The organism is Polycladidibacter hongkongensis, assembly GCF_001561995.1.
In the GTDB taxonomy this organism is placed as follows: domain Bacteria; phylum Pseudomonadota; class Alphaproteobacteria; order Rhizobiales; family Stappiaceae; genus Pseudovibrio; species Pseudovibrio hongkongensis.
In genome coordinates this window covers 271,563-283,718 of record NZ_LLWC01000026.1, presented here as the reverse complement: position 1 = coordinate 283,718, position 12,156 = coordinate 271,563, and the positions used below count along the sequence as shown (strand labels likewise).

10 protein-coding genes are annotated in these 12,156 nt (G+C 53.5%); 4 read left to right on the top strand and 6 right to left on the bottom strand.

Annotation, left to right across the window (positions count from 1 at the left end):
- Positions 1 to 2: 2 nt before the first annotated feature.
- Positions 3 to 242 (top strand): integrase core domain-containing protein, encoded by a 240-nt coding sequence (locus tag AYK82_RS18635; protein WP_425272581.1) that lies wholly within the window; start codon positions 3 to 5, stop codon positions 240 to 242.
- Between the two features lie 11 nt (positions 243 to 253).
- Positions 254 to 862, top strand: coding sequence for a glycosyltransferase family 25 protein (locus AYK82_RS14205; protein WP_082733947.1), 609 nt, complete (start codon positions 254 to 256; stop codon positions 860 to 862).
- Between the two features lie 52 nt (positions 863 to 914).
- Here the strand turns inward: AYK82_RS14205 and scpA are convergent, their stop codons facing one another.
- Both scpA and AYK82_RS14195 read right to left on the bottom strand, forming a co-directional pair.
- A complete protein-coding gene (gene scpA / locus AYK82_RS14200) occupies positions 915 to 3,071 on the bottom strand; it encodes a methylmalonyl-CoA mutase (protein WP_068317283.1) in 2,157 nt (718 codons plus the stop codon).
- Complete coding sequence (locus AYK82_RS14195; protein ID WP_068317277.1) at positions 3,071 to 5,089, bottom strand: methylmalonyl-CoA mutase family protein; 2,019 nt, start codon at positions 5,087 to 5,089, stop codon at positions 3,071 to 3,073. The genes scpA and AYK82_RS14195 overlap by 1 nt, the downstream gene beginning before the upstream one ends.
- A gap of 532 nt (positions 5,090 to 5,621) precedes the next feature.
- Between AYK82_RS14195 and AYK82_RS18410 the strand changes: the two genes are divergently transcribed.
- Complete coding sequence (locus tag AYK82_RS18410) at positions 5,622 to 6,383, top strand: LuxR C-terminal-related transcriptional regulator (RefSeq protein WP_244265769.1); 762 nt, start codon at positions 5,622 to 5,624, stop codon at positions 6,381 to 6,383.
- A gap of 340 nt (positions 6,384 to 6,723) precedes the next feature.
- On the opposite strand, the gene AYK82_RS14185 is transcribed toward AYK82_RS18410, so the two are convergent.
- Together AYK82_RS14185 and AYK82_RS14180 are read right to left on the bottom strand one after the other, a co-directional pair.
- Positions 6,724 to 7,113 (bottom strand): DUF2780 domain-containing protein, encoded by a 390-nt coding sequence (locus AYK82_RS14185; protein ID WP_068317273.1) that lies wholly within the window; start codon positions 7,111 to 7,113, stop codon positions 6,724 to 6,726.
- Positions 7,114 to 7,289: 176 nt separating this feature from the next.
- Positions 7,290 to 7,670 (bottom strand): DUF4345 domain-containing protein, encoded by a 381-nt coding sequence (locus AYK82_RS14180; protein ID WP_068317270.1) that lies wholly within the window; start codon positions 7,668 to 7,670, stop codon positions 7,290 to 7,292.
- Between the two features lie 292 nt (positions 7,671 to 7,962).
- On the opposite strand from AYK82_RS14180, the gene AYK82_RS14175 reads away from it, so the two are divergent.
- Positions 7,963 to 9,354 (top strand): dipeptidase, encoded by a 1,392-nt coding sequence (locus AYK82_RS14175; protein WP_068317267.1) that lies wholly within the window; start codon positions 7,963 to 7,965, stop codon positions 9,352 to 9,354.
- 90 nt (positions 9,355 to 9,444) lie between these two features.
- Here AYK82_RS14175 and AYK82_RS14170 read toward each other — a convergent pair whose 3' ends face one another.
- Both AYK82_RS14170 and AYK82_RS14165 read right to left on the bottom strand, forming a co-directional pair.
- Positions 9,445 to 10,347 (bottom strand): DMT family transporter, encoded by a 903-nt coding sequence (locus tag AYK82_RS14170; RefSeq protein WP_068317265.1) that lies wholly within the window; start codon positions 10,345 to 10,347, stop codon positions 9,445 to 9,447.
- A 115-nt stretch (positions 10,348 to 10,462) separates the two neighbouring features.
- A complete protein-coding gene (locus AYK82_RS14165) occupies positions 10,463 to 12,145 on the bottom strand; it encodes a methyl-accepting chemotaxis protein (RefSeq protein ID WP_068317261.1) in 1,683 nt (560 codons plus the stop codon).
- Between the last annotated feature and the right edge of the window lie 11 nt (positions 12,146 to 12,156).

The window sequence follows — 12,156 nt, the reverse complement described above, 5'->3', positions numbered from 1 at the left end:
AGCTGGTCCGAAGCTACGGTCTGCGCCAAGAGTTCATCACACCATATTGTCCGCAGCAGAACGGCATGATGGAACGATTGATCCGGTCGCTGAAGGAGCAATGCGTTCATCGCCAACGCTTCGAAAGCCTAATCCATGCCAGCCGAACAATTGCTAATTGGGTTACGTTTTATAATGGCTTGAGGCCTCATCAGGCGCTTGCAATGAAGACACCTAACGAGGCATACAAATTAGCGGCATAACTTGAGCAGAAATTGCTGGGTCAATACACTTTGGCCGCCCGTTAACGCCGGGAGAACTGGCATGTGGCCTTTCGCATATGCAGCTTTGGCGACAGCTTTTACAAGACGCCGAAGCCGATGCATATGTTGTTTTGGAAGATGATGTGAAATTGTCTGACAATCTGCCGGAAATCGTGAGTGCACTACAAAACACAGATGCGGCATTTGTAAAGCTCAGCGGCAATCAAGTCAAACCCATGAGAAAACTAGGTGAGCTGACATCCGAAGTTGACCTCTACAAACTGGCGTATGGCCCGCTTAACACTTGCGCCTATTTTATTCGGAAAGAAGCTGTACCCAGACTATTGTCTTACTGTTACTCGATGAGTTTACCAATCGATACTATGCTGGACCGAAGTTTTCGTCATGGAGTCGATATTTATGCAGTCATACCTTATCCAGTCCATCCCATTCCAGACAACGAAGACAACAGTGGTGCGTTAAGCTCTCAAATTGGACATAGAGATTACAAGTATAAATCTGGCAAGAGTGAATTATCCAAGTATGGCCCGAGGCTATACCGCTTGGCTTCAAGTTTCTTCAAGCGTTATGCCGAGATCAAACTAAGACTTGGTATGTGAATGGAGCCAGCATTCAGGCTGGCTCCTCTCGATTTTGATGCAGTGCGCTTGGCTAAAGTGTATAGCCCCGGGCTTCGGCAAGCTGTTGCAAGAGGCCAAGCGCCGCATCGGCAATAACTGTGCCTGGCGGGAATATAGCCGCCGCGCCTGCTGCATAAAGTGCATCAAAGTCTTGCGGCGGAATAACCCCGCCCACAACGATGACGATATCCTCGCGCCCTTGCGCGGCAAGAGCTTTCTTTAGCGCTGGCACCAGCGTTAAATGCCCTGCGGCCAAGGAAGACACCCCCACCACATGCACATCATTCTCCACGGCCTGCTTGGCTGCTTCTTCCGGCGTAGCAAACAGTGGCCCGATATCCACATCAAAGCCCAAATCCGCAAAAGCCGAGGCAATAACCTTCTGGCCGCGGTCATGCCCATCCTGTCCCATCTTGGCGACGAGAATACGTGGACGGCGTCCGTCCTCTTCGGCAAAGCGGTCAGCGCGATTGATTGCCTCTTGCACCTGCGGGTTCATGGTGCCGACCTCCCGTTTATAGACGCCGGAGATTGACTGGATCTCCGCATTATGGCGACCAAAAGCGTTCTCCATGGCGAGGGATATCTCGCCCACCGAGGCCTTCGCCCGCGCCGCATCAATGCTCAATGCAAGGAGGTTACCCGTGCCTGAGCGCGCACCGTTTTCAAGCGCTTGAAGGGCGCTCTGCGTTGCGGTCTCATCGCGTTCAGCCCGCAGCCGTTGCAGTTTATCGATCTGCATGGCGCGCACTTGAGCGTTGTCAACTTTGAGAACTTCAAGCGGCGGCTCGCTTTCCGGCTTGAACTTGTTGACCCCGATGACACTTTGCTGGCCGCTATCGATGCGCGCTTGCGTTTTGGCTGCGGCCTCTTCGATGCGCAGCTTTGGAATGCCCTGCTCAATGGCTTTGGCCATGCCACCAAGCGCCTCTACCTCGGCAATATGCGCCAGTGCTTTTTCAGCGAGTTCATGGGTGAGCATTTCAATATAGTAGGAGCCCCCCCAAGGATCAATCGTGCCGGTGGTGCCGCTTTCCTCCTGTAAAAACAACTGGGTGTTACGGGCAATTCGCGCGGAAAAGTCGGTCGGCAATGCCAGCGCTTCATCCAGTGCATTGGTATGCAGCGATTGTGTGTGCCCTTGAGTTGCGGCCATTGCCTCAACGCAGGTACGTGTCACATTGTTAAACACATCCTGCGCGGTCAGCGACCAACCCGATGTTTGGCAATGGGCCCGCAGCGAAAGGCTCTTGGGGTTCTTCGGAGCAAAGTTCTCTTGCATCAAACTGGCCCAGATCAGCCGTCCCGCCCGCATTTTGGCAACTTCCATAAAGAAGTTCATACCAATTGCCCAGAAGAACGACAGGCGCGGGGCAAAGCTGTCGATATCCAGTCCGGCAGCTACCCCGGCGCGAGCATATTCGATGCCATCGGCAATGGTGTAGGCCAGCTCCAGATCCGCCGTCGCGCCCGCCTCCTGCATATGATAACCGGAGATCGAAATCGAGTTAAACCGCGGCATATGCTGCGAGGTGTACTCGAAGATATCGGAGATTATCCGCATGGAAGGGGCAGGGGGATAGATGTAGGTGTTGCGCACCATGAATTCTTTCAGGATGTCATTCTGTATGGTTCCTGAAAGCTGCGCTTGCGCCACCCCCTGTTCTTCAGCAGCTGCAATATACAGCGCCATTACAGGGAGGACTGCGCCATTCATGGTCATGGACACACTCATTTTGTCCAGTGGAATGCCCTCGAACAAAGTGCGCATGTCGTAGATGGAATCGATCGCCACCCCCGCCATGCCCACATCCCCCGCCACACGAGGGTGATCACTGTCATAGCCACGGTGCGTTGCCAAATCGAAGGCCACCGACAGCCCCTTTTGCCCAGCTGCCAGATTGCGGCGGTAAAAGGCGTTGGAATCTTCCGCAGTTGAAAAACCAGCGTATTGGCGAACGGTCCATGGCTGTTGCACATACATGGTTGGGTAAGGGCCGCGCACAAAAGGCGCCAAGCCCGGCCAGCCACCAAGATGCGATAGACCTTCCAGATCTGCCGCGCTGTAGGCAGGCTTCACCTCAATGCCTTCCGGTGTTTGCCATGGCGCGCCAGTCGGCTGATCCAGATGAGCTGCAGGTGCCTCTCCCGAGAATTCAATATTGCTGAAATCAGGAAACTTTCCCATTAAACCGCCTCCAAGTCACAGCTGCCACATGCTGAAAATACGCCAAAACAGCGGTGCAATTCCTGTAAGTGGTCGCACCCCTCATAAATGTGAGAACCCGCCCAACCAAAGCTCTCTGTAGAATTTTGCTCACCGGATGTTGCCACTGCCACCAGTTTTGCTCCGGCCCGTTGCAACGCTGCAGCCACCATACTTCCCATTTGTGCGAAGGCTTCCGCTGTACCGCTCAGGCACACGGCTTCGGCGCCACAGGTCCGCAAAGCATCGCAAAGGGTTTGCAAGCTTTCCTCGCCCGCAGCTTCCAACGGGTGTGCGGGATGCACTTCAATTCCGCCGACCGCATAGAAGTTTTGTACAAAGCCGACCATCGGTCCGCGTGCGGCCACGCTGCCCAGCATCACATGCAGCACTGCAGGTCGCGCGCCGCGCACCTTTTTGATGCAATCGGCACTATCGCGCAGTGCCTCAAACGGCTTGGCCAAGCGCTCGCCTTGTAGTGCCACGCACTCCATAGCCGAGCCATTCACCGGTCCTTGCAACAAGTCGTTCACCCGCGCTCCACTGGCCAGCTCTTTGGCGAAAAAGCCCATTTGCTGCCCTTGTGCATTGGAAGGTGGTGCAAATACGGCGTGTTGACTGGGTTCGAGGTGTTGGAGTGTCGCACGGTTCCCGTCAACAGCTGGCAACTCTTCTTCTAAATTGGCAAACACACTACTGCCGATCATGCGATAGCGGCCATCGCGCAGGACGCCCCTTGCTTTGGCGCGGCTATCCTCCAGCATGGTTTGCACCAAGCCGCTTTGTAGAGCCACGAAAATGCCCCCTTGCGCTTCGATTGTTTGGAACATCTTCCATGCAGCTTGAGCCATGTCGATGGTTCGTGCTTCGACAAAGTCGCTCCCAGCCGCTGGGTCGTTAACTCGTGCAAGGTGCGCCTCTTCCAGCAGCACCAGCTGTGCATTGCGCGCCTGCCTTCGGGCAAATTCCTCCGGCAAACCATTGGCAGCGCTAAAGGGCAAAAGGCTAACAGCGTCAGCCCCGCCAACCGCCGCGGCGAAGCAGGCGCTTGTCGCGCGTAGCATATTCACGTAAGGGTCGCGCTGGCTCATACCACGCCAACTGTTTTGCATAAACAAATGCAAGTGCTGCTCAGGCAGCTCCAGCGCTTCCAGCAGGCGTGCCCACAGCAGGCGTACCGCCCGCGCCTTGGCAATGCTGTCAAACTGGTTGGCCGTAGTGCTCAGACACAGATACACAAGTTCATTGGCTCTTGTTATTGTGCCGCCGCCATTGTGAACAAGGCGCAGATACATCGTCGCGGCTGCAAGGCTCAGGCCAAGTTCCTGCGCGCATGTGGCCCCGGCATCGGCGTAGAGCCGTCCATCAACCTTGAGCATGGCGCCGCCAATACCCTGATCCTGTCGGAAATGGGCAACATCAAGGAACATGGCGCTCAAATCTTCCATGCTGCCTTTAACTCTACCGTTGGCGGCCAGATCACCTGCCGGATCACTCCCGCCAAACACGGTGAACCCGCCTTTTGCGCTCGCATCACTTTTTGCATGTTCTGCGATCAGCGCTAAAGTTGCCCGGCCACCCGGTGCACTGTCCAGATAGGTGGAGATCAGTCCAAATTGCACATTAGCAAACAGCCGCTGCGCATCATCCAGCCGCTGTAGTTGCAGGCCCACACCTCTTGCGCGTGCTGATCCGGGCAGAACCAGCTCAATGGCGTTGGCGCCACCCTCAAGATCATCGAGCATTTGCCGATTGGCCCGCACAATATCAGGGTGGTCTTGCCGACAAACCACAGCCCATCCCGCGCTATTCTCCCTTAGTTTTATTTGAGGGTAAGCTCCGGTGTGCTCGTAGATACCATGAATTGTCAGATCATCCATATCTACGGATGATAAGGCATTGATATCTTGTCCTTTCAACGCTTTACGGGCCGCGACTTCCCAATCGTCCCGCGACACCCGCTCAAAGCTATTTACAAGTCTATTCAATTGAGTAGCCATAGTAAGTCCTTCCCCGAGTGTTATAGAAGCGGCGCAAAGCACAATTCAAGCTATGCCTTAGAACGAGACGCGCCTCTTAGTCTTTCGTCGAGTAAAACCATGGTTCAACCTAGTTACAACTAATAGACATTTTTCACATTACCTTAATTAATCACAAATTTGTCGCGGTTGACCCTTAGCGGTAACACGCTGTTACTATTGCTTATCAAAGCAGGGCAACTCTCTGCTTTTTCGGGGAATTTTTGGAAAGACATGCAGAGGGAAATCCACCACACCAGCAAGGTGTGAACGGGCTTGTTGTGTCAAGTGCACAATAGGTAAAGCCACTGTAGTCACCATTCTGAAGACGGCGCGACCTAAAACCACGTCAGAGCGCCCCGAAAAGCAGATTGGCAAAACGCAGACTGGTGGGAAGCAGGGGAGCGGCCGCGCTCCGTCGCAAGTTGAATGGTGTTCGGGTGTGTTGCTGGGTGGCGCGTCGCCATCGTTTGCTGGCAGCAAAAGTAAAAAAGCGTAAGTGGGGCGTACAACCATGGCAATAGACGACAGGTTTAACACGGCATCAGCCGACTATTTGGGGAACGCGGATCTGATGGGCGAAACAATGGACATTGAAGCGAAGATTGCGGCAATAAACGAGGCCAGAGCTGCAAAGCCGGTCTTGGACATTGTCGAATCGTATTTGCGTAGGCTAGGGGCCTCCCATATCTTGATCACCGGGCTGCCCATGCCAAACCGCACTATCGAAAGCTTGATACACAGGCTACGATGGGCCGATGAGCGCCATGGCGGCGTTGAGCGCACCTTACTAAGCACAAATGATACAGCGCTGATGTTTGGTTTGTCCGGTAACCGGCCAATGACACTCACCATTACACAACAAGAGATTACGGGCTCGGACTTGCTGGCCAGTGTTGGCGAAGGGGCGCATGCCATGGTCATCCCTGTAGATGCCTTGCGCCCATTTCAGGCGATGGTGATCGGCGCGGGGCAGAATATTTCAGTCGAGCCCTACGATCTTGCGTCTGTAGAAATTGTCTGTGCAGCCGCTTTCCGTCGTTTACATGAGCTTGGCGTGGTTTCCGAGCAGCGGCCTGGCGATCTTTCCGCTCGTGAACGGCGCGTTTTGGAGCTTACCGCTCTTGGCAAAACCGCCCACGAAATTGCTGAGTTGCTCGATATATCCCAGCGAACTGTTCATGCGCATTTGCAAAACGCCAGCGCAAAGCTGAATGCCTCCAACAAAACGCACACGGTTGTTGAGGCCCTTCGATATGGCCAGATTCAAATCTAACCTCTAAGTCTTGTGGTTAAGCGGGTTACTTTGTTAGGTAACCCGCAGCCGAGCTGGGGATTGGCAGAGCAAGACCATCGCAGCATACGATCATAAAGGACGACAATACAAAGTGGCAGCAGCTTTAAGGGCAGGAGGGCGTCAAAGTGGACTTATGTCTCAAGTGAAAGAATAATCAATATGCCCGGTCATCTTCCTCTTGGCTTGCCGCGGTGCTGTCGATGCGTCGTAGCTGCGCTTTGTTACAGCGAGTTTTAGGTGCCGGCCAGCTAAAGGGCGGCTGACCGGTCAAGGTTTGCTTGATTGCCAGTGGGTTGGAAGGCACATTACTAAAGAGCCTTCAGATAATCTGCCGTAGGCCTGGGACCTTTTCCAGAAGCTCCTCAACAGAATGATCTCCCACTCTTTCGCGGGCAAAGTCTACTGTCTCGCGCGCCACTTCTTGAATCTCCTCTATGCTGAGGCCTTTCGACGTCATTTCACTAAGTGCTGCCAGCAGAGGTTCAGGGCTCGACATCGGGCTGGCAAGCCCGCCAAGCAACCCGGAAGTCTCGTGACTTTCTGCCTGAGACACCAAATCTTTTGCGCGGGGAAAGCGGTCAAAAATTCGCTGCATTTCTGCTGCATTCAGCTGCTTCGCAATATAGCTCAGCAGCGCACCGACAGCTGCCTCTGCCTGCTCCTGCGAGATATCCATTTTGCAAGTTAGACGATCAATGAGATAATGCATTTTGCACCTCCATCGACAAGAGGCGGACCAGATCGCAACACTCGCGCTGGCCGGAGCTCTTGCACGTATTATTGGGCCGACACTTTAGCACGGTTCTAGATTTGTTGAATCGTTATTCCTGCTAACAGTGAATGGATTGGTAGGCGTTCGTTTTGGGTGCGTCACAACAAAGCAGGCTACTGCACGATGCCGCGAAGCAGCATCAAGGCAATCACACCCAACACAACCTCAAGCACGAAGTAGACGAACAGCAGGAAATGCGGCATGCCATCGACCAACAAGCTAAGCAGCCGCCCCGCAGCCAGACCAAGCATAAATACGGCAACACTGACCAAGGCCGCGAACTGATAGACCGGGTCATAAGCGCCCAATGTCCAAAGCACAATCATCGCCAGATATAGCCCCATGACCGCGCGAAAAATGTGGCTGCCATTGGGGGTGGGGAGCTCCAAACCGTAGAGTGCCCGCATGGCTGCCCGCGGCGCTAAGCCATAACTGAGCGCGATGGGAAGCAGCCCAACTGCGGCAAAACCAAGGAAAAAGCTTTTTAGTGTCATTTGCCCTCTCATCTCATATTATTGGTGCAATAAGTGATGGATTTTGGATCTGTTATTAGCAGATAAATGGATATTATAAATAACATGTTGTTCGTCGTGTGGAAAATATCTGCAATTTACATTTTTTAACTCTGCGGCATTATTGTTGATCTGCGGTTTGCCTGCATGCTGCAAACTCTATGGGCGCTTTAGGCTGGAAAGCAGTTGCAAGCCCCCATGAAAAGACGTTAAGTGCGAAGTCAAAGAGCTTTGCCAAGCCTCGTCGTTTTCGCAGTAGTTTTAAGGAACGCCCATGAGCCAGATAGACCAAATCCTCAACCATGTTGATGCCAATCTTGAAAACAGTCTCACACGCCTGTTTGATCTGCTGCGGATCAAGAGCATTTCTACAGACCCCGAATTTAAGGGTGATTGCCGCAAAGCGGCTGAGTGGCTAGCAAACGAGCTCACCAGCATCGGTGTGCCCTCGCAGGTGCGCGACACCACCGGCCATCCGATGGTGGTAGGGCACCGCACTGGTGAGGGCAAAGCGGGCCCGCATGTCTTGTTCTATGGTCACTATGATGTGCAGCCGGTCGACCCGATTGAGCTGTGGCACTCAGACCCGTTTGATCCGCGCATTGTTACCCGTGAAGATGGCGGCAAAATGATTGTTGCCCGCGGTGCGAACGACGATAAAGGCCAGCTGATGACATTTGTAGAAGCGATGCGGGCCTATATCGAAGTGACGGGCGATATGCCGTTAAACATTACGGTTTTCTTAGAGGGAGAGGAAGAAAGTGGCTCGCCTTCGCTTGAGCCATTCCTGGATGCAAACAAACAGGAGCTTTCCAAGGACTTGGCTCTTGTTTGCGATACGGGCATGTGGAACCGCACAACTCCGGCAATTACCGTGATGTTGCGCGGTATGGTCTCTGAAGAGATAGTGGTGACCGGTCCGGATAAAGATCTGCACTCGGGCTTTTTCGGCGGCGCTGCGCGTAACCCAATCCATGTGCTTGCAAAGATGATTGATAGCCTACGGGATGACATGGGCCGTATCACACTGGACGGGTTTTACGATGATGTACCGGAACTCCCTCAGGACGTGAAAGACATGTGGGCTGAACTGGATTTCTCGCAGGAGGAGTTTCTGGGCGGCGTGGGCTTGAAAATGCCGGCAGGCGAGCAGGACCGCTCAGCGCTGGAACAGGTCTGGGCGCGGCCTACCTGCGAACTCAATGGGATCTGGGGCGGCTACACTGGTGCTGGATTTAAAACCGTTATTCCGTCCAAGGCACATGCGAAAATCTCATTCCGGCTGGTCGGTGATCAGGATCCGGAAAAGATCAGGGCGAGCTTTCGTAAGAAGATGTTAGCGCTTTGCCCGCCAGATTGCTCTGTAGAGTTTCACGAGCATGGTGGTGACCGCGCGCAGCGGGTTGATTTCACTGCGCCAGCCTTGGAAAAAGGTTGCAAAGCGCTTGAGGCAGAATGGGGCAAAGAGACTGTACTTATGGGCGGCGGCGGCTCTATTCCTGTGGTTGGCAACTTTAAGCGTGATCTGAACATGGACACGTTGCTGATCGGCTTTGGACTGGATGAGGATCAAATCCACTCGCCCAATGAGAAGTACGAATTGACCAGCTTCCACAAAGGAATTCGGTCATGGGTTCGCGTGATCGCTGAACTGTCAAAAGGCTAGCCCGATCAGAGCTGCCGCTGGCTTAAGGCAAAAAATCCGGGGTGGCCCTCGGATTTTTTGTGCTCGCTCGGGCCCTACCTGATCAGCAGTTTAGGCTTGTGGTTTTGCGCGCTCGCGGCTCAGCGCCAACGCCGCTGCGCAGCAAATTAAACCAAGACCGTCTAGCCTTTTCGGCCAATCTTCAAGGAAAAGCACAGCAAGCAGAAATGCTCCGAGCAACTCGAACAGACAAGCGTGTTCCAAGAGGTGTTTTGGTGTTGCGTGGGTGCCAACAGTAAACAACAGCTGCGGAACAAGCCCTGAAAGCAGCATTACGCCGAACACCGCGAGCCAACCCATGTTTCTTTGTGGCAAGGCAATTGCTTCACCACTTGCAAAAAGCAGTGCCGCTGAAGCGATTGTGCCACCCAAGAAAACACAGGCAGCCACCGATACCCCAGATAAATAGGGTACGGGTAATTCTTTTTGCGAAGATAACACTGCGTAGCTAATCGGGCCAATCAACCCGGCAGCAAGCGCTGGCAATGCCTCCCCAGTGCCATGTTCTTGCGCTTGCAATGCACATAAAACCACACCGAGTAAGCTTAGCAGTGCCGCGGCGGCGGGCAGCGCCTTGGATGCGCGGTGTCGTCCAGTAAACCAGCGCAGGAAGAACAAGAACAGCGGCCAGGAGAAATACAGCGGCAGAACAGTAAACAGCGACAAGTGTGTGCTGGCATATAAGTATCCCCAAACACCTGCGCCCGTTAGCATGCCAAACCCGACATAAACCCGTCCACCTCTGCCCTTGCCTAGGGCTACCGGCAGCAGGAAGCCAAGTAGCAAAGCTGGCAGGCCGAAACGCAACAGGCTTGCCATTGCAGGCCCCACACCCTGCTGCGCGCCAACTGCGCCAAACAGCGGCAAGGAAGCAAACATGGTGGTGCTAACCAAGAGAGCCAATGTGCCAAGCAGTGCCTGTCTGCGGCTGTGTGGTATTTTAAACTCCTGCATGAAAAGGAGCTAAACACTCCTAACCTTGAGCCGCAATTAATCGCAGGGCGCAATCCAAAGATAATTCCCTTGCTATCTCAATAGCCTAGGGAATTATCTAAGTAAAAGCATCAGCTTAGGCGCTCTTGCGAATGTCCTCGCAGACTTTGTCAACGCTGGCCCGCAACTCGTTCACAATCTCCACAAGGCTTTGTGTCGTGACCGCCATTTGGTCGCCAACGGATTGCGTTTGCTCCATTTCTTCGCACAACTGCATTGCCACCTGAGAAGCCTCCTCAGTGACACGCGCGGCATCTGCTGTGTTTCGTGCGATTTCTTCTGTCGCTACACTTTGCTGGCTTGAGGAGGCGGCCATTGCTACCGATTTCTCATGTATTTGCATAACCAGCGAAGCAATTTCATCCGTTGCTGCAATCGAGGCTTGCGTCACTTCGCCGACATTGCTGATCTGGGTAGAAATATCACCGGTTGCTTTCCCGGTTTGCTCCGCTAGGTTTTTGACCTCTGTGGCCACTACAGCAAATCCGCGTCCGGCTTCTCCGGCCCGCGCCGCCTCGATTGTTGCGTTAAGGGCCAATAGGTTGGTCTGTTCAGCAATTTCGGAGATTAGCCCCGTTACATCATTGACCTGTGCGACTGCACTGTGAAGCGCGCCAATCTTCTGCTGCGATCCCTCTACCTGCAACGAAGCTTCTTCTGCATGTTTTGCTGCTGAATGAACTTGATGATCGACCTCGCCGAGCGAGATCGAAAGTTCCTCGGTTGCCGAGGCAATCATCTGAACCCGGCCACTGGTCGAGACTGCATGGGAATGCACCTTGGATGCGCCACTTGCAGATTTGCCTGTCAATTCGGCAAGCTCACGCGACAAGTTGTTCACATCCCGGCTTTGTTCCACCACTTTGTCGCTCACACTGCTGATCTGTTCTTCAAGTTCCTGTGCAAGTGATAAAAGAAGTTCCCGCCGCGCGGCACTCTGTTTCTGCCGTTCATCGCTCGCACGCTGCTCAAGTTCTTTGCTGTGTACCAACGTGGCTTTAAAAAGCTCAAGCGCTTTTGATAGTTCGCCGATTTCATCCCGTCGTTTGGACGCGGGAATTATCGTGCTGTAATCACCATCACTGAGACGGCGTGTAACCTCAGACAATTTCCGAATAGGGCGAACCACAAACCAGGCAATGGCACCACAAAAGAGCAGGAAAGCGAGGCTTGAAACCAAAGCCGCAGAAGATGCGAGTAACTGGTTGCGATCAATCGCGTCGACTTGTGCTTGTCGCAACTTGATCAATTCGTTGTCCACTGCCTTGATGAGCAGATCGGTCGATGACAATACGCGGTCAAGTGCGTCTCGGCCTTCCCCGTTCAGTACATCGTAGCGCACAGCTTGCACGTATTCCAATGACTGGATGTCTTCAAGTGCGGCTCCCAAGTATAGATCGTTCCACTTTCGATAGTACATAGAAAGCGCCTGATGCGCCGCCTTGGTTTTACTGGTCTGTGCGGCCGCTTTCTTAAGTAAATATATTTTACTCTCAACGAAAGAGGCATGCTTAACCAGTGGTTCTCTCATTTCCTCGCGACCTGAAAAAATGTAGTCACGGTAGTCAAGCGCAAGTCGCAAGCTTTCCTCTGCAAGCTTGCTCGTATCCCCATGCAGGCTCATGAGTTTTGCGGTTTGTTCCGCTGCCTTTTTGACGTCTTGCGAGCTCTGCAGCGCAAGCAATCCCATGGCGACGCTTAAAGACACCACCACGATACCAGCAGCAATTACTTTGACACTAATACGGTTCAGATTCATAACACTACCCG